General features: G+C 65.4%; 11 protein-coding genes. 4 read left to right on the top strand and 7 right to left on the bottom strand.

Features of this window, described 5'->3' with window-relative positions; genetic code table 11:
• Positions 1-73: 73 nt before the first annotated feature.
• The 4 genes from V5F23_RS08715 to pvdM all read right to left on the bottom strand — a co-directional run bounded on the left by V5F23_RS08715 (position 74) and on the right by pvdM (position 5,572).
• Positions 74-1,723, bottom strand: a complete 1,650-nt coding sequence (locus V5F23_RS08715; RefSeq protein WP_042731630.1) for a cyclic peptide export ABC transporter — start codon at positions 1,721-1,723, stop codon at positions 74-76.
• Positions 1,724-2,014: 291 nt separating this feature from the next.
• A complete protein-coding gene (locus tag V5F23_RS08720; RefSeq protein WP_042731631.1) occupies positions 2,015-2,890 on the bottom strand; it encodes a formylglycine-generating enzyme family protein in 876 nt (291 codons plus the stop codon).
• A gap of 34 nt (positions 2,891-2,924) precedes the next feature.
• Positions 2,925-4,205, bottom strand: coding sequence for an aminotransferase class V-fold PLP-dependent enzyme (locus V5F23_RS08725; RefSeq protein ID WP_338498072.1), 1,281 nt, complete (start codon positions 4,203-4,205; stop codon positions 2,925-2,927).
• The gene (pvdM, locus tag V5F23_RS08730) at positions 4,202-5,572 is read right to left on the bottom strand and encodes a pyoverdine-tailoring dipeptidase-like protein PvdM (RefSeq protein WP_338498074.1); all 1,371 of its coding nucleotides are present in this window, start codon (positions 5,570-5,572) and stop codon (positions 4,202-4,204) included. Before pvdM ends, V5F23_RS08725 begins: the two co-directional genes overlap by 4 nt.
• 244 nt (positions 5,573-5,816) lie before the next feature.
• Between pvdM and V5F23_RS08735 the strand changes: the two genes are divergently transcribed.
• Complete coding sequence (locus V5F23_RS08735; RefSeq protein ID WP_338498075.1) at positions 5,817-7,433, top strand: PvdJ/PvdD/PvdP-like protein; 1,617 nt, start codon at positions 5,817-5,819, stop codon at positions 7,431-7,433.
• 482 nt (positions 7,434-7,915) lie between these two features.
• Here V5F23_RS08735 and V5F23_RS08740 read toward each other — a convergent pair whose 3' ends face one another.
• The 3 genes from V5F23_RS08740 to V5F23_RS08750 are packed head-to-tail and all read right to left on the bottom strand — an operon-like array spanning position 7,916 to position 12,443.
• Positions 7,916-9,310 carry an efflux transporter outer membrane subunit gene (locus tag V5F23_RS08740; RefSeq protein ID WP_338498881.1) on the bottom strand — a complete coding sequence of 465 codons (1,395 nt, stop codon included), beginning with the start codon at positions 9,308-9,310 and terminating at the stop codon, positions 7,916-7,918.
• A 10-nt stretch (positions 9,311-9,320) separates the two neighbouring features.
• Positions 9,321-11,291, bottom strand: a complete 1,971-nt coding sequence (locus tag V5F23_RS08745; protein WP_338498076.1) for a MacB family efflux pump subunit — start codon at positions 11,289-11,291, stop codon at positions 9,321-9,323.
• Positions 11,292-12,443, bottom strand: coding sequence for an efflux RND transporter periplasmic adaptor subunit (locus V5F23_RS08750; RefSeq protein WP_123578628.1), 1,152 nt, complete (start codon positions 12,441-12,443; stop codon positions 11,292-11,294). It abuts the gene before it with no gap.
• Positions 12,444-12,835: 392 nt separating this feature from the next.
• Here V5F23_RS08750 and V5F23_RS08755 point away from each other — a divergent pair, with 392 nt between their 5' ends.
• The 3 genes from V5F23_RS08755 to V5F23_RS08765 all read left to right on the top strand — a co-directional run bounded on the left by V5F23_RS08755 (position 12,836) and on the right by V5F23_RS08765 (position 18,416).
• Positions 12,836-13,318: a sigma-70 family RNA polymerase sigma factor gene (locus V5F23_RS08755; protein ID WP_042732749.1), complete on the top strand. Its 483-nt coding sequence runs from the start codon at positions 12,836-12,838 to the stop codon at positions 13,316-13,318.
• A 148-nt stretch (positions 13,319-13,466) separates the two neighbouring features.
• On the top strand, positions 13,467-14,801 hold the full coding sequence (locus V5F23_RS08760) for a SidA/IucD/PvdA family monooxygenase (protein ID WP_047737368.1): 1,335 nt from the start codon (positions 13,467-13,469) through the stop codon (positions 14,799-14,801).
• 381 nt (positions 14,802-15,182) lie between these two features.
• Positions 15,183-18,416: a transporter substrate-binding domain-containing protein gene (locus tag V5F23_RS08765; protein WP_338498081.1), complete on the top strand. Its 3,234-nt coding sequence runs from the start codon at positions 15,183-15,185 to the stop codon at positions 18,414-18,416.
• Positions 18,417-18,451: the final 35 nt, after the last annotated feature.

An 18,451-nucleotide genomic window follows, 5' to 3' on the forward strand; every position in this document is an offset into this window, starting at 1 on the left:
GGCTGCTAGTAAGACGTTGGGCCTTTGGTAAACCGGAAAGACCCAGCGTCTTTTTTTAAAGAAATGTTCACCGTCAGGCCGGTTGCAGCTCGGTGACGACATGGCCGGCTTCCATACGCACCAACTGGTCGGCGATATCGAAGTAACGGTCGTCGTGGGAAATCACGATGATGGTCTTGCCCAGGCGCTTGAGGTCCGGCAGCAGCTCGGTGTAGAAAATCCGCCGGAAAGTCGGGTCCTGGTCGGCGGCCCATTCGTCGAACACCAGCACCGGGCGTTCTTCCAGCCAGGCGTTGACCAGGGCCAGGCGCTTGCGTTGGCCGGTGGACAGGTCGGTGGTGGTGAAGGTGCCGTCGCGCACGCTGACCTTGTGGGCGATCTCCAGGCGTTGCAGGTACTGGTTGGCGTCGTCGGGGATGTGGGTCTCGCCCTGCACGACGTCGTCGAACAGGTAGTAGTCGGCAAAGATCGTTGTGAACAGTTGGCGGTAGTCGTCGCGGTCCAGGTCGGTCACCGCCCGGCCATTGAGGCGGATTTCCCCCTGTTGCGGGGCATACAGGCCCAGCAACAGCTTGATCAGCGTGGTCTTGCCACAGCCGTTTTCTCCGACGATGAAAATGATCTCGCCCTGGTCGATGCGCAGGTTCACCGGGCCCAGGCGAAAGGGCGTGGCGCCTTCGACCGACGGGAAGCTGTAGGCCACGTTGTTCAGTTCCAGGCTTCGCACGGAGGCCTTGCGGTTGCCCGGGTCGCTGAGCAGCAGGTGTGGTTCGGGCGAGGAAAACCGTTCCGACAGCTCGGCGATCCGGCGGAAGGCGATCTGCGCGCGGCTGACGATCGGCAGGGTGCCGATCAGGTGTTCCAGCGGCCCCTTCATGTACAGCAGCACCAGCACGAAACCGCTCATCACCGCTTTGTCCGCGCTTGGCCACAGCGATTGCAGCGCCAGGGCCAGGCCGATGACCACGAAAAACAGCATGGAGCCTAGGGTCTTGGCGACCACGAAGATATTCACCGAGCGGATCTGTGTGTCGCAGATTGTGTCGGCGGTGCGTTCGATGCCCGAGACGAACATGCGCTGGCGACGGGGGCGGTGGATGCGCAGTTCCTTGGCGCCCTCGGCGATGGCGTTGTAGTGCTTTTGCAGTTCGTCCTCGTGTTCGCGGGCGTTCAGGAAACCCTGCATGCCGCGGCCCCGGGCGATGTACTGGATGACCGTGCCGATCAGGATCGCCACCACCGTGACCAGGAACATCGGCCACGACAACAGCGCCAGGTAACCCATGCAACCGAGTGTGACGGTCAGGGAAATGGCCAGCGGGGCGAAGGCGAAGGCGAAGTCGCTGATAGTGTCGACGTCGTGGGTCAGCACCGGGATCAGGCGATGGCTGCGATAGCGCTCGATCTGTTCGATGGGCGCCGACAGCACTTTTTCCCCCAGGGTCTTGCGCAAACTGGCGATGATTTTCTGGCCGACATAGTTGGTGCCGATGTCCGAGAAGATCGAGCTGGTCAGCGCCAGCAGGCACAGCCCGGCAAACACGCCGACCACCGTGGTGCTGAGGCCGTTGTCGGCGTGCAGGACCTGGTTGATCGTCGCCAGCAGCACCGTGACGCTGAGCCCGCCAAGCATGCCCAGCGCAATGGCGCCGATGACAATCAGCCGGAAAGGTTTGAGCAGCGTGAACAGCTCGTGCATCACCCCGCGTGTTGGTTGGTTCATGGCGGTTTCCCTGCTTGAAGAAAGGGCGAAGGCCCCCGCAGGTATTCATCGCAAGGGCTTGAGGACGGAGCGCGCCGGTTGTGTCGCGCCCCCCTGTAGAACGGTTGGAAGAACATGGGATTTAGCGACCGGTGTCCGTGGCGAGGGAGCTTGCTCCCGCTGGCCGCGCAGCGGCCTCTCGTCCCCTCAACCCGTCCGACACAACGCATGTCCAGGCTATGGGGGCACTGCGCGCGCCAGCGGGGATAAATCCCCTCGCCACAAAGTGCACTCCACAAGTGAATTCACGGGCTACATATCCCGCACCACCCGAAACCCCAGCCAATCCCCACGCGCATCGGGGTACGCCGCGTTACGGTTGCCCGAGCGGGAAAACACTGGCGCCTCGCCCCAGTCGTTGCCACGGATACGCCGCACCTTGCAGTCGCCGTCGAGCCAGGCGCTGCCGTCGTTCGGGGCGCCGGTGTAGCTGTCGTTGTAGCAATCGGCTGTCCACTCGTAGACATTGCCGTGCATGTCGTACACGCCGAAGGCGTTGGTCGGGAAGCTGCCGGCCGGCGAGGTGAAGTTGAAGCCATCGGCGGCGCCGTAGGTGTTGGCATGCCGGGCGATGCTGTAGTCCTTGCCTTCATCGAACGGGAAGGGGAACGGCCCGGTAGTGCCGCCGCGCGCGGCGTATTCGCGCACCGACTCGCTGGTCAGTCGGTAGGGCTTGCCGGTTTTCTTCGACAACCAGGCCACGTAGGCATTGGCCTCGTTGAAGTCCATGCACACCGCCGGGTGGCGGTCGCTGTATTGCTTGCGCGGGTCGCTGCCCTGGTAATCCGGGATGCCAGCCTTGCAGGCGCGGCCAGGGCGGTCATCACCGTCGGGCATCGTGTAGCCGGTGTCGCGCAAATAGGCGAACCATTCACCCTTCAACACGTGGAAGCGGCTGATCGCCAGCGGCCGGGCGAACGTCACCGGGTGCATCGGACCTTCGTCCGGCTCGCGGCCGACTTCGTCCGGCGGGGTGCCCATCTGGAAGGTGCCGGTGGGCAACACGACCATCTCCGGGCAATCCTTGCAATCGCGAAACACCTGGCCCGGTTGAGACGCTTCGGCGCCGCTGGGCAGCGGGGCGACCAAGGCCAATGCGGCAAGTACCTTCAGTGGAAAACGGTTCATTTTTTTCTCTCGATTAAAGTCCAACAAGCGCGGGTCAGATCGCCTGGTTCAACAGCGTCATGAAACGATCGATTTGGGCTTCGTTGTTGAGCAGGCCCGGTGCGGTGCGGATCACCGGCCCGGCATCGCGGTGAACGGCGTCGACGATCACGCGTTGCTTCATCAGGTCGCCGGCCACCTGGCCGCTCTCGCGGCCCTTGATGCGGAAAAAGGTAAAGCCGGCCGACAGCGCCGGGCTCAACGGCGTGACCAGTTCAACCTGCGGCATCGCCACCAGCTGTTTTTTCAGGTAGCTGTTGAGGGCGTGAATGCGCGCCTGTACCTCGGCCTTGCCCAGCTCCAGGTGCAGCTTGAACGCCTCGTCCACCGCCCAGCGGTGCTCGAAGGCATGGAAGCCGCCCGGGGTCATGACGGTGGAAAACGCCGTGGCTTCGGAAAAGGTCGGGATGATCGGCGTGACGTATTTGAGTTCGTCGCTGCGGCTGCACACCAGCCCCGTGCCGCGCGGGCCGAACATCCACTTGTGGGTGCCGGCGATGAAGAAGTCGCAGTTCATCGCCGCAAAGCCCAGATCCTCCACGCCGAACCCGTGCACGCCGTCCACCACGTAGACGATGCGTTGGTCATCGCGGCGGCCCTGGTTGTGCCGCTCCACCAGCGCACCGATCTGGTCGATGGGCAACTTCACGCCGCTGCCGGAGTGCACCCAGGTCATGCCCAGCACCCTTGTTTGCGGGCGGATGGCGCGGTCGATGGCGGCCAGGATCTCATCGTGGCTGGCGCGGTGGGCGTCCTCGAACAGCTTGATCTTGCGCACGCGGGTGCCGTCCCGTTGGGCGCGCAGGTCGAGGATGGTGTGGGTGGCGTAGTGTTCGTGGACGGTGGTGAGGATTTCCTGGTCAGGCTTGACCTGGACCCCGCCGTAGATCATCGCCAGGCCCTGGGTGGTGCTGCCGGTGAGGGCGATCTGCCTGGGGCCCGCTTGCAGATAGCGGCCGGCCCAGGTGCGCACGTTTTCCTCGCGGGCTTCGGTGATGCCCAGGTCCCAGTCCATCTGCAGGCCGGGGTTCTTGTCGAGGGCGGCGCGGTGTTGCTCGATGGCCTCGCGCACCGGGCGCGGGTGGGTGGTGACGAGGAAGTTGGCGAAATGCAGGTAGTCCGGATCCTGGTCGAACAACGAGCGCAGTTGCGCCCATTTATCCCGGGGCAGCGACGGCAGCGATGGAGTGCCGGCCGTGGCGGGCAGGCTGTTGGCCAGGGGTAGGCCGGCGGCGAGGATCCCGGCCCGCTTCAGGAACGTGCGGCGTTCATTCATGGCTGGCCGACCTTCTGGGTCGAGGCCACGGCCGGTCGCGCGGCCTTCTGGACCTGATCCCAGACCCGCAGGAAATTGCCGCCCCAGAGCTTGGCGATGTCGGCTTCGGAGTAGCCGCGGGTGAGCAATTCGGCGGTGACGTTGCGGATGTCGCCGACGTTTTCCCAGCCTTTCACGCCGCCGCCTTCGTTGAAGTCGGAGCTGATGCCAACGTGGTCGATGCCGATCTTGCGCACGGTGTAGTCGATGGCGTCCCCCAGGTCCTTGAGGCTGGCCTTGGGTTCTTCTTCCAGGATGCCGTAGAGCTGGGCGGCGTATTCACCGAACTTCTGCTCGGGCCAGGCGGCGATGATCGGATCGCCGGGCATCAGCGCCATGGCCAGGTTGGGCAGCGGCGGCAGGTCGAAACGTGCGCGCAGGGCGTTGAGCTTGTCCTGGGTCTTTTGCGTGAGCGGGCGCAGGTACTGGGAGAAACCGACGATCTGCACCACGCCGCCGCTGCGCTTGATCAGTTGCAGTTCCTTGTCGCTGAGGTTGCGCGGGATGTCCACCATCGCCCGTGGCGCGGAATGCGAGGCCACCAGCGGTGTGCGGCTCAGTTGCGCGACCTGCTCCAGGGCCTGGGTCGACATCTGCGACACGTCGATGATCACACCGAGGTCATTCAGGCGGGTCACCGCTTGCTTGCCGATGTCCGACAGGCCGCCGAGGGCATCCGGCGAGTCGTTGAAGAACGGCAGCGGGCGCGAGGAATCGGCCCAGTCGTTGTTGCCGATGTAGCTGAAGCCGAACATGCGCATGCCTCGCGCCGTCCACAGGTCCAGCAGGTTCAGATCATCGCCAAGGGGGTAGGCGTTGAGCATGCTGATGAAAATCGCGAACTTGCCCTCACCGTGCAGCCGGCGAAAATCCTCCGGGGTGTAGGCGATGGCGACCTGGTTGGGGTAGTCGCGGACCAACCCGGTGATGATCTTGTAGCGCACTTCCTGTTGGTTGCGTGCTTCCTCGACGAAGCCGGCGGTGGGCTTGTGCGGCGCGTTGGGGCCGTTCCACAACTCCGGCCAGCCGAACACCGTCAGCGCCGCGCCGGACAACTGGCCGCGATTGGCTTTCACCAGATCGAACTGGCCGTCGCCGTTCTTGTCGGCTTCGTGGCCGGCGGTGCCGAAATCCAGCGGCACGGTGATGTGGCTGTCGAAGGAGAGCAGGCGCTCATGCAGCGCCCGAGCCTCTTTCATCACCTTGACCGGGTAGCCGGGGTTGTCCCGCCACCCGTAGTCCCAGGCCGCGAGGCCACCGCCCACCACCAACGCCAGGGCCAGGGGCACGCCGGTGAACAGCGCCTTTTTCGAACGTCGTGTTGTCATTGCCGATCTCAGTCAGGTTCGCCTTTGCTGTCTGGGAAGAACGAGTGATCGGTGGGGAAATTTAGCGGTCTGGGAGGGCCTCTTCGCGAGCAAGCTCGCTCCCACAGGGGATCTCCTCCAGGTGGCTGACCTTTGTGGGAGCAGGCTTGCTCGCGAAGAGGCCCCCACAGTCTTTAAATTTGTCCCCCCAGCCATCGTCCTAGCTTGGATAACGCCCACCCCAGGGCTGAACACAGGTAAGGCAATGACGATTTCTCGACGAGGGTTCATGGCAGGCCTGGCACTGACCGGTGCCGCTGTGCCTGCGGTGTATTACGGACATCGCGAACTGACCCGCCCGGACCCGACCATCACCCCCGGCGAGGCGTCCTTCGATGTGGCGGATGTGGCGGGCCAGCGTCAGGCGGATACGTTGCGGGGGATCTGGACGATCCGTTTCAGCGGGCAGGAGGCCGGCCTTGCGGGCGTGCCGGACGACGATCTGCAGCTCTTCCTCGACATCGCCCACAAGGGCCGTGGCCTGGTGGGCTGCCTCGACACCGCCGAGCGGCTGCGCAGCGGCGGCGAGCCGCGCTACCGGGTGCTGGGTGACCTGGCCGGAACCGACCCCAGGCAGTTGAGCTGGCGGCTGGTCGATGGGGCGAGCGGCGTGCCGCGTTATGAATTCATCATGACCCTGGACGAAGTCTGGGCCGGTTTCGGCAATGCCGGCCCCGCGACCCTCAGCGGGCGCGTGTGGTCGCTGGATCGTCCGCTGGCCCAGCCGGAACTCGACAACCGCTTCATCGCCGTCAAGCAGCCGTTTCCCGAAGCCCGCGACCGCGTGCCGCTGAGCCCGGCGCTGTTGGCCTGGCTGGTGTCGCCCGAGCATCGCTTGTTCCATCAACTCTGGCATGCGACGCGGGACAAATGGCACACCCTGGACGAAGGCAAGCGCAACGCCCTGCGCGGCATCGGCTGGCAGCCCGGACCAAGGGGCCAGGAGCGCGACGCTCGCGGGCCGCGCAAGGATCGCAACGGCTCGGGCATCGACTTCTTCTTCATGCACCGGCACATGCTGGGCACGGCGCGCTCGTTCCAGCCGTTGCCGTCCTGGCCGCGCTTCCCGTTGCCGCAACCGGAACTGGCGCGTGATCGCATCGGGTTCGCCCGCTATTTCGACAACCACGACGGCACGGCCTTGCCGCCCACCTGGCTGGCCGACGGCGACGAGCAGTACGCCCAATGGGTGAGCGACATCAAGACGGCCGAGACCTACCACAGCAATTTCCAGGTCTGGGAATCGCGCTACCGTGACCCGCGCTACCTGTCGAAACTGACCTTGGGCCAGTTGGGTTCGGAGATGGAACTGGGGCTGCACGACTGGCTGCACATGCGCTGGGCCTCGGTGCCCAGGGACCCGTCCAACGGCCACCCGGTGCCGTTCGCCCGTGACCCGGCCGACTTTGCCCAGCGCTGGTATGCAGCGGAAAACGACTTTCTCGGCGACCCGTTTTCTTCCCACGTGAACCCGGTGTTCTGGTCCTTTCACGGCTGGATCGATGATCGTCTCGAAGACTGGTTTCGTGCCCACGAACGTTTCCACCCCGGCGAAGTGAGCCGCCTGGACGTCAACGGCGTACCCTGGTTCGCCCCGGGCCGCTGGGTGGAAATTGCCGACCCCTGGCTGGGCCCGGACACCCACGGTTGCAGCACCACGCCGGGGCTGCAAGTGGGGCGTTCGGTGGAAATGGACCCGGAAACCATGAAACTGGCCCTGCGCATCACCTTCGGCAGCGATGACAAAAAGCTCTCCGAACTGTTTCGCCGGGTGCCGCAACGACCGTGGTATGCGCGCAATCTCAAGGCCAAGCCTGCTTAACCTTTCTGATTGGATGAACAGGGGCGGGAATTATTTGTGGCGAGGGAGCTTGCTCCCGCTCGGTTGCGCAGCGACCGCAAGATCTTAGGGCTGCTGCGCAGCCCAGCGGGAGCAAGCTCCCTCGCCACGGGTGTCACTTGGCTTGGAGGTATGCGTTTAGCGCGGCGCGGCGATGTCCAGGGCGCGGTTTGCCAGCAGTTCTGCCAACTCAAATCATTTGCTGGATGCCCAGCGCTCGCTTGCCACGGCGCAAGGCGATGTAGCCTGGCTGGGGAGTCCTACATTGCAGCCTCAACAGCGCTGAAGAGAACGCAGTTGTGGCGAGGGGATTCATCCCCGTTGGGCTGCGCAGCAGCCCCAGAGCCGGCACCTCGGTGTGTCAGGGGTATTGAGTGAGCCGGTTTGGGGCTGCTGCGCAGCCCAGCGGGGATGAATCCCCTCGCCACAGGTGTGTGTGGCTTGGCTTGAGGAGTTGAGGGATGTTACATCACCCGCCACCCCCCACCCAACGCCTTGTACAGCGCCACGCTGGCCTGGACTCGGGCCAGGCGCAGTTGCACGTTCATGTCCTGGGCGGCGTAGAGGGTGCGTTGGGTTTCCAGTACGGTGAGCAGGTCTTCGGCGCCGGCCTGGTAGCGGCGCTGGGCGATGTCGAAGGCGCTTTGGGCCTGTTGCAGTTCTTCGGCTTGCCACTGCCGTTGTCGTTCCAGGCCGTTGATGCCGTTCAAGGCTTTTTCGACGTCGGCGAAGCCGTTGATGATGGCCGCGCGGTAGGTTTGCAGCAGCTCTTCCTGGCGGGCGGTGGCCTTGTCCCGTTCGGCTTTCAGGCGGCCGTTGTTGAACACTGGCGCCGCCAGGCCGGCGGTGAGGTTGTAGACGTTGTTGCGCAACACCTGGTCGGCGATGTCGGCACCGCTGGCGAGGCTCAGGCCCAGGGTCATCGAGGGTAGCATTGCCGCGCGCGCCACGCGGATGTCGGCTTCGGCGGCGCTCAGGCGTGCTTCGGCGGCGGCGATGTCCGGGCGGCGGCGCAGCAGGTCGCTGGGCACGCCGGCGTCGATGGACGGCCAGTGCAGGCGGTCGAAGTCCTCGGCATCGAGGCGGACCGCCTGCACCGGCTGCCCCAACAGCGTCGCCAAGGTGATCAGCGCCTCCCGGGCCTGTTGCTGCACCTGCGGCAGCCGGCGCTGCTGCGCTGCCACCAGGCCTTTCTGCTGGGACAGTTCCACGGCGGTGGCGCTGCCGGCGTCGTAGCGGGTCTGCACCAGGTCGAGCACGCTTTGGGCATTGGCCAGGTTCAGTTCGGCGATGCGTCGTTGTTCGCCCAGGGACAGCGCCTGGGTGTAGCTGTTGGCGACGCCACTGAGCAGGGTCAACTCCACGGTCGCCCGGTCGAACCGGCTGGCCGCCAGGGTGCCCAGCGCGCTGTCCCGGGCCGCGCGTTTGCCTCCCCAGAAATCCAGCTCATAGGTGGCGCTGAGGTTGGCGTCGTAGTAATCCAGCGAGCGGTTGTCCCGGTCCACGTCCAGTTGGCTGTAGCCCTTGCCGCGCAATAGTTCCTGGCGCGTGCCGTTGAGCCCGGCCTTGAGTTCCGGCAGCAGGGGCGCACCGGCGATCACTGCGTTGGCCTGGGCCTGGCGAACCCGTGCCATGGCGGCGGCGAGGTCGTGGCTGTCCAGGCGTGCCTGCTCGATCAGACGATTGAGTTGTGGGCTGCCAAATTGCGTCCACCATTGCCGGTTGTCTGCCTCGGCGGCGGGAGTTTCGAGGTGCTGCCAGGTCGATGGCGATTGGATGCCGCTGTCCGGGGGCGACAACGGAGTGCTGCACGCCGCCAGTAGCAGGCTGGCGGCCAGGAGGGTCAGGTGCGCTTTCATCGGCATGCATTCATTCACTGGTGAGGGCCGCGACGGGGTCGAGGCGGGCGGCCTTGCGGGCCGGCATGAAGCCAAACACAACACCGGTGGCCAGGGCGCAACCGAAGGCGCCGAACACCGCCAGCCATTCGAACGCCACCGCGATCTTGCCCAGCAGCAACGCGCCGCCCACCAGCAGGGCCAGGCCGATGCCGGCCAGGCCTCCGACCACCGAGAGCATCACCGCTTCGGTGAGAAACTGGCGCAGGATGTCCCGTTGGCGGGCGCCGGTGGCCATGCGAATGCCGATTTCCCGGGTCCGTTCGCGCACGGTCATGAGCATGATGTTCATCACGCCGATGCCGCCCACCAGCAGCGAAATCGCAGCAATCGCCCCGAGCATCAGCGACAGCGTCCCTTGGGTGCGCGCCTCGGCCTGGATCATCGCGGCGTTGTTGGTCAGTTCGAAATCCTGCTGGCCGTCGTGCAGGCGCAACAGGGTGCGGGACACCGCCTGTTCGGCCTGACGGACCTTGCCGGCGTCCCGGGCGGCGATCACCACGTATTCCGGGTGCCGGCTACCGAACAGTCGCACGCTGGCGGCGGAGTAGGGCACGGCGATGCGGTTGTCGGCGTCGGAGTCGCCGGAGCTGGCGCCTTTTTCCGCGAGCACGCCGACCACCTGGAACGGTACGTTCTCGATCAGGATGTAGCGGCCGATGGGGTCGGCGACGTCCTTGAGCAGTTTCTGCCGGACCTTGTGGCCGATCACGGCGACCGCCGCCGCGCTGCGCTCATCGGCATCGCTGAAGTAACTGCCCTGGACCACCGGCCAATTGAAGATAAGCGGAAAGTGCGTGTCGTTGCCGCCGACGTAGCTTTTGTGGTCGAGGTTGCCGAAGCGCACGCTGGCCTCGGCACCGTTGACCGGCATGATGCGCTGCACCTCGGGCAGGGCGGCGAGGGCGGCCAGGTCCTGTTCGCTGATGATGCCCTTGGTGGCGCGCGGGTTGGGCGCGATGCCGTTGAGGTAGATGATGTTGGAGCCGAAAGCGCCCATCTGGGCCATGACCTGGCGCTTGCTGCCTTCGCCCACCGCCAGCATCACCACCACCGATGCCACGCCGATGATGATGCCGAGCAAGGTCAGGGCGGTGCGGAAACGGTTGATCCACATCACCCGCCACGCGGCGTGCACGGCGTCGAGCAGTTCGCCTTTCCAGGCACCGTTGTGTTCGCTGCCGGCACTCAGCCGCTGGCGCAGGTCCACGGCCTGCAACGCCTTTGGGTTGGCGCAGGGCGTTGCGGGCGCGCCGTTGGCGCTGTCGCTGATGATCGACCCGTCGCGGATTTCGATGATGCGCTTGGCCCGTGCCGCCACTTCGCGGTCATGGGTGATCAGGATCACCACGTGGCCCTGGCTCGCCAACTCGTCGAGCAAGGCCATGACTTCGATGCCGCTCTGGCTGTCGAGGGCGCCGGTGGGTTCGTCGGCGAGGATGATGTGACCGCCGTTCATCAACGCTCGGGCAATCGACACCCGTTGCTGTTGCCCGCCGGAGAGTTGGTGCGGACGGTTGCCGGTGCGGCTCGCCAGGCCAAGGCGTTCGAGCAGCGCCTGGGCCTGTGCGTGGCGTTCAGCGGCCGAGGTGCCGGCGTAGATGGCCGGCATCTCGACGTTTTCCTGAGCGGTGCCGGACGGGATCAAGTGGTAGCCCTGGAACACGAATCCGAAGGCTTCGCGCCGCAGCCAGGCCAGTTCGTCGCTGCCCAGACGGGCGACGTCTTCGCCGGCGAACCGGTACTCGCCGCTGGTGGGGCGGTCGAGGCAGCCGAGAATATTCATCAGTGTCGATTTGCCGGAGCCGGACGCCCCGACGATTGCCAGGAATTCCCCGGCATGGATCGACAGGTCGATGCCCCGCAGCACCTCCACCCGAGGGCTGTCGCCACCGCCGTAAGCCTTGCGGATGTCCCGCAGTTCGATCAGGGGCGTGTCCATTCAGCCTCCGCTGCCGGGCGCCGGGCCGATCAGCACCCGTTCGCCTTCATTCAGGCCTTCGAGCACCTGGGTGCGCAGTCGATCGCTGATGCCGGTGCGTACCGTGCGTGGTTGGACGTCGCCATTATCGGCCACCACCAGCACCTGGCCGGCGGCATCCTGCAACGCGGCGGTGGGCACGCTGAGCACGTCGCGGGCCTGGGCGGCGACGAAAAATACTTGGGCGGTCATGTCCGTCATCAGGGCGCGGTCGGCGTTGTCGACATCTAGCAGCACGGTGTAGAGCACCACGCGTTCGCTGCCGCTGCGACCACCGGTGGGGCTGCCGCCCTGGCTGGCTTCCAGGGGGCGCGGCGGCACCGGGAGGATCTGGCGAACGGTGCTGCTCCAGCGCCGGGTGCCGCCGGCCAGGGTGGTGAAGTAGGCGTTCATGCCCGGTTTGACGTGGCCGATGTCGGCTTCCGAGACCTCGGCCCAGACCGTCATGGGGGTTAGCCGGGCGATGCGCAGGATCAGCGGGGTCTGTTGCTGCGCGTTGAGCGTCTGGCCTTCCCGGGCGCCGACGGCGACCACGGTGCCGCTCATGGGTGCGTAGATCCGTGTGTAGCCCAACTCGGCTTCGTCGCTGCGCAGGCTGGCCTGGGCTTCGCGGATCCGGGCCTGGAACATGTCGATGCGCGCCTGGGTGGCCCGCACCTCGGCCTGGGCGGTCTGCACGTCTTCCTCGCGGGTTGCGCCGCCGGCCTGCAATTGTTGCTGGCGACGGGATTTCTGCTGGGCCAGGTCGTGTTGCGCCCGTTGCTCCTGCAACTGGGCCTTGAGGTTTTCGATGGCGAAGCGCCCGGCGTCCAGTTTGGCTTTTTGCGTGGACGGATCGATTTCCACCAGCAACTGGCCTTCGCGCACTTCGTCGCCGGCTTCCACGTGGATCTTCTGGATCTGTCCGGACGCCTGGGCGCCGACATCCACGTAGCGGCGCGGTTGCAGGGTGCCGAGGGCGGTGACGCTGTTTTCGATGTCGCCACGGCTGACGGCGGCGGTCGCCCGGGCGGTGGGCGTCGGCGCGACGGCTTGCCAGGCGGCGAAGGCGACGGCGGGCAGCAGGGTGATGGTAAGGAGCCAGGCGCGTCGGGTAGGGCGGGGACGTTTCATGCAGGGTTCCGGCCGATGGGTTCAAGCCCGTCGTAGCAAGGGCAGGGACGGGAGGCTGTTCTGGTAAACGAGCGTTTTGGGCGGGAATTTACTGGTTGAAACACTTGGTAGCAGGTTGAGGAAGGCGCCGATGATGTGGCGAGGGGATTTATCCCCGTTGGGGCGCGAAGCGCCCCTAAAACTTGTCAACTCTTCGCGTCTGATACGCCAGGGAGCCCTCAACGGGGACGCTTCGCGCCCCAACGGGGATAAATCCCCTCGCCACAGCTTTAAATCTATATGAGAATTACTATAAATTACGCGATTGAATCTGCCACTATCGTGCCACTGCCTGTTCCAGGCACGCCGAGTGGACACAGGGATAGCGGTCGCAGCCATTGCGCACGGGAGTCATGTTGGAAAACTACTATCGCGAGCTGGTGTGTTTCCTGAACGCCAGGCTAGGCAGCCGCCAGGCGGCCGAGGATGTGGTGCATGACGCCTATGTGCGGGTTCTGGAGCGCGCCAGCGACACGCCCATCGAACAGCCGCGGGCCTTCCTGTATCGCACGGCGTTGAACCTGGTGATCGACGGCCATCGGCGCAACACCCTGCGCCAGGTTGAATCCCTGGACGTGCTGGACAGCGAAGAACGCTTCTTCACGCCATCGCCCCACACCTGTCTCGATCACGGCCAGCGCCTGGACATGCTCCAGCGCGCCCTGGCCGAGTTGCCGCCGCTGTGCCGCGAAAGCTTCCTGTTGCGCAAGCTCGAAGGCTTGTCGCACCCGCAGATCGCCGAGCGCCTGGGCATTTCCCGGGCACTGGTGGAAAAGCACATCGTCAATGCCATGAAGCACTGTCGCGTTCGGGTGCGACAGTGGGACACGCCTTGATTTGCCGCTGGCGATTCGCGCGGCGGTAAATTTTTTTTCCTTGTCCTCGTTCCTCTCAACAGACGACTTGCCGGCCCTGCACTCGGGCCGGTCGGTTACCCCCAGGCTTTTCGCGCCCTGTTGAGGGGCTTCTCCAGAGGACACTGGAATGACACAGGCAATTGCATCGCCCATCGTTCACGACTTGATCGGCATTGGCTTCGGCCCTTCGAACCTGGCACTGGCCATTGCGTTGCAGGAGCGAGGGCCGGTCCAGGGCGAGCTGGACGTGCTGTTCCTCGACAAGCAGGCCGACTACCGCTGGCATGGCAACACCCTGGTGACCCAGAGCGAGTTGCAGATTTCCTTCCTCAAGGACCTGGTGACCCTGCGCAACCCCACCAGCCCTTATTCGTTCGTCAATTACCTCAAGCAGCACGGGCGCCTGGTGGATTTCATCAACCTGGGCACCTTCTACCCATGCCGCATGGAGTTCAACGACTACCTGCGCTGGGTCGCCGCGCAGTTCGCCGAACAGAGCCGCTATGGCGAGGAAGTGCTGCGTATCGAGCCGGTGCTGCACCACCAGCAGGTGGAGGCGCTGCGGGTGATTTCCCGTGACAGCCAGGGCGAGGAATTCGTCCGCACCGCCCGTTCGGTGGTGGTCAGCGCCGGCGGCACGCCGCGCATCCCGGACGCGTTCAAGGCGTTCAAGGACGATCGCCGGGTGTTCCATCATTCCCAGTACCTGGAGCGCATGGCAACCCAGCCGTGCGTGAGTGGCCAGCCGATGAAGGTGGCCATCATCGGTGGCGGGCAGAGCGCGGCCGAGGCTTTCATCGACCTCAACGACAGCTTCCCGTCGGTCCAGGTCGACATGATTCTGCGCGGTTCGGCCCTGAAGCCGGCGGATGACAGTCCGTTCGTCAACGAGGTGTTCTCGCCGGAATTCACCGACCTGGTGTTCCAGCAGCCCCACAGCGAGCGCGAGCGCCTGGTCAACGAGTACCACAACACCAACTATTCGGTGGTGGACATCGACCTGATCGAGCGCATCTACGGGATTTTCTATCGCCAGAAAGTCTCCGGCGTGGCCCGCCATGCCTTCCGTACCCTGACCACCGTGGAAAAAGCCACGGCCACCGACGCCGGTATCGAGCTGGCGGTGCGCAACAGCGCCACCGGCGAACTGACCGTGCGCCGTTACGACGCGGTGGTGCTCGCCACCGGTTATGAGCGGCAGATGCACCGTTCGCTGCTGGCCCCGCTGGCGCCGTACCTGGGCGATTTCGAAGTGGACCGGCACTACAAGCTGATCACCGACGAACGCTGCAAGGCGGCCATCTACATGCAGGGCTTCTGCCAGGCCAGCCATGGCTTGAGCGACACCTTGCTGTCGATCCTGCCGGTGCGCGCCGATGAAATCGCCGGCTCGCTGTATGACCATGGCAAGCACCGCGGGCAAGCGCGCCCGGTGCCAGACCTGCACCTGGCGTCGGCGTAACCGCCCACTGCCAGACTCCCCGTGGGAGCTTGCTCGCGAATGCGCTGGGGCAGTCGATGGCGATGTTGGCTGTGCGGCCGCTTTCGCGGGCAAGCCCGCTCCCACAATGGGCTAGGTGGCGACCACAGACTCAAGGCAAACCCAAAGTCCTGTGGGAGCGGGCTTGCCCGCGAAAGCGCTCCACCTGAATTTGCGCTGCATGGCAGGCAAATCCTCAGAAATTTCCTACACTCAGTCCACGCCTGCCGCCATTTGACAGGCCCATGGACGGTTCGCTGTTCTCCCGTATTGGCAGTCTGAACCCATCAGCCGGGTGTCCCGACTCGAACGCAGTCGGCGGCGTCCCGGGCCGACTACGCCAAGCGATACAACCTGACCCCGATGATGCAGCTTCTACGCACAGGCCTGGCGGCGCTGTTGCTGGGCTCGTTGAGTGTGACGCCACCGGTGGAGGCGGCGCCCGAGTCGTTGCAGGTGCTCGGGCGTTCGAACGTGGACGATTATTCGGTGTCCCTGGGCGCGGCGGACTGGGCCTGGTTGCGCCAGAAAGGCACGTTGCGGCTGGGCGAGTCGGCGCCGGACTATGCGCCGTTCGGCATGACCGGCGACGGGCGCCACTACGAAGGCCTGACCGCCGACTATGCGCAACTGCTGGGGCAACTCTTGCACGTCCAGGTGGTGGTCCAGCGCTATCCGTCCCGGGCCGAATCGCTCCAGGCCCTGCGTGGCGGCGAGATCGACCTGCTCGGCAATGCCAATGGTTTCGAGGCCGGCGACCCGGACTTGGCGATGTCCCAAGCCTATGCCGATGACCTGCCTACCCTCGTGGCGCGCACCGACGACAGCCAGGACTTGCCGCCGGACCTGGCGGGCAAGCGCGTCGCGATGCTGTACCACTACTTGCCGCCGGACACCGTCAAGGCGTTTTATCCCGAGGCGTCCTTGCAGTTGTACCCCTCGACCCTCAGCGCCATCGGCGCCGTGGCGTTCGGACAGGCCGACGTCTACCTGGGGGATTCGATCAGCGCCCATTACCTGATCAGCAAGAACTACCTGAACAATGTCCAGCTGGCGGATTTCTCTCGCCTGGAGGTGCAGCCGTTCGCCTTCGCGGTCAGCCGCGACAACGCGCGCCTGCTGCGTATCCTCAACGCCGCGTTGCAAGCCATCCCCGCTGGCGAGCGGATGAGCATCCTGCGCCGCTGGAGTGCCGGCGGCGCGAGCGTGCCGGGGCAACAGGCGCTGCATTTCAGCGTCAAGGAGCAGCGCTGGCTGGACACCCATCCGCGGATCAGGGTGGCGGTCAACGAGCATTTCCCACCGCTGACGTTCATCGATGACCAGGGCCAGTTGCGCGGTATCAGCGCCGACGTGCTGGCCAGGATCAGCCTGCGCACCGGCCTGAAGTTCGATCTGCTGCGCGGCGGTTCGCTCAACGAGCTCATCGAGCAGGTGCGCAGTGGCCAGGCCGATGTGCTGGCGGCCGCGCCCGTCAGCCCCGAACTGGAAGACCAGTTGCGCTTCACCCGACCGTACCTGACCAACCCGTTCGTGCTGGTGACGCCGCGCAAGGTCGCGCTGACCCTGGACCAGATGGACGGCAAGCGGCTGGCGCTGATCCGTGGCAACGTGCTGCGTGACTACCTCTCGGAAACCTTTCCCGGCGTGCACCTGGTGCCGGCTGAAAACACCGCCGACGCCATGGCGATGGTGGCCGCCGGCACGGTGGAGGGCGCGGTCAATTCGTTGATCAGCGCCCGCTACCTGATTTCCCGCCAGTACCGCGACCGGTTGCAGGTCACCAGCACCGTCGGCACCTTGCCGGCTCGCGTGGCCCTGGTGACCCGGCGAGACTCGACGCAACTGCATTCGATCCTGGACAAGGCGCTGCTGAGCATTTCCCCCGAGGAAATGGACGAACTGACCAACCGTTGGCGCAGTGAAGTGGTGATCGATGACAGCTACTGGCTGCGTAACCGCACGACCATCCTGCGCGGCTTCGCCATCGCAGCGCTGTTGTTGCTGGTGACCCTGGGCTGGGTCGTCTACCTGCGGCGCCTGCTGGAGCAGTTGCGCGTGGCCAAGCAAAGCGCCGACGACACCAACCGCGCCAAGACCACCTTCGTCGCGACCATGAGCCATGAAATCCGCACACCGATGAACGCGGTGATCGGCATGCTGGAGCTGGCGCAGAAAAAAGCCGACCAGGGCGTCGTCGACCGGTCCGCCATCGAAGTTGCGTCAACGGCGGCCCGCGGCATGTTGGACTTGATCGGCGACATCCTCGACATTGCCCGCATCGAGTCCGGCAAACTCACGTTGATGCCGGAACGCGCCGCTCTGCATGAGCTGATCGAGTCGATGGCGCGCATGTTCGACGGGCTGGCCCGACAGAAACACCTGCGTCTGCTGCTGGACGTGGAGGCCACGCTCCAGCGCGATGTGTTGATCGATCCGCTACGCTTCAAGCAGATCGTCTCGAACCTGTTGAGCAACGCCATCAAGTTCACCGACCAGGGCGAGGTCCGCCTGAAGGTCCGCGGCGAACCGGGCCTGAAGGGTGAACGCCTGGACGTGTGCCTGCGGGTCGAGGACACCGGCTGCGGGATTTCGCTTGAAGATCAGCGGCGGCTGTTCAGCCCGTTCAGCCAGGCCGGTCAGAATGCCTCGTCGGCCCGCGGCGGTTCCGGGCTGGGTCTGGTGATCAGTCGAACCCTGTGCGAAATGATGGGCGGTACCCTGAGGTTGAGCAGCGTGCCGGGACAGGGCACGCAGGTCGAGGTGCTGCTCAGCCTGCCGGTGCTCGACGCCCGGCCCGGCGTGCCGCGCGCCGAGACTGAGACTGAGGCTGCGGTGGCGGCTCGGGCTCTGAAGATCCTGGTGGTCGACGACTACCCGGCCAACCGCTTGCTGCTGAGCCAGCAACTGAGCTACCTGGGGCACCACGTCCAGGTTGCTGCGGATGGTGAGCAAGGCCTGCGGGCCTGGCGCAGCGAACCCTTCGACGTGGTCATCACCGACTGCAACATGCCGTTGTTGAGCGGTTACGACCTGGCCCGCGCCATCCGGGCCGAGGAGCGCGCCCGTAACGTGCCGGCAACGCTGCTCCTGGGCTTTACGGCCAATGCCCTGCCAGAAGAGAAGCAACGCTGCGCCGAAGCGGGGATGGACGACTGCCTGTTCAAGCCCATCGGCCTGAGGGAGCTCGCCGCGCGTCTGGCCCAGGTCCTGCCGGAGGCGGCGCCATCGTCGCCCAGCGCCGGTTTCGACCTGTCCACCCTCGAACAACTGACCGGCAGCGACACCGACTCTCTCAGGCAGCTGCTGCGCGAACTGCTCAGCAGCCATGTCGAAGATCAAGCCCGGCTGCTGCGCCTGTCCGATCAGCGCGACTTGCCGGGCCTGGCGGACCTGGCGCATCGGATCAAGGGCGGCGCGCGGATGATCAACGCCCAGCCGCTGATCGACGCCTGTGAAGCCTTGGAAAGCGCCTGCCGCGCCGCCGACCGGAGCATACTGGCGCCCGCCGTGGAAGACCTGCGCGTGGTCATGGAGCAACTGGCGCAGCGACTGGCGCGACACATGGCCGCGATGCCCGGTCCGGGGGGCGCATGAAAGGGTTTACTGGGACGAATCCCAACGTCATGAGG

This window comes from Pseudomonas sp. WP18, assembly GCF_036689585.1.
Lineage (GTDB): Bacteria > Pseudomonadota > Gammaproteobacteria > Pseudomonadales > Pseudomonadaceae > Aquipseudomonas > Aquipseudomonas chlororaphis_E.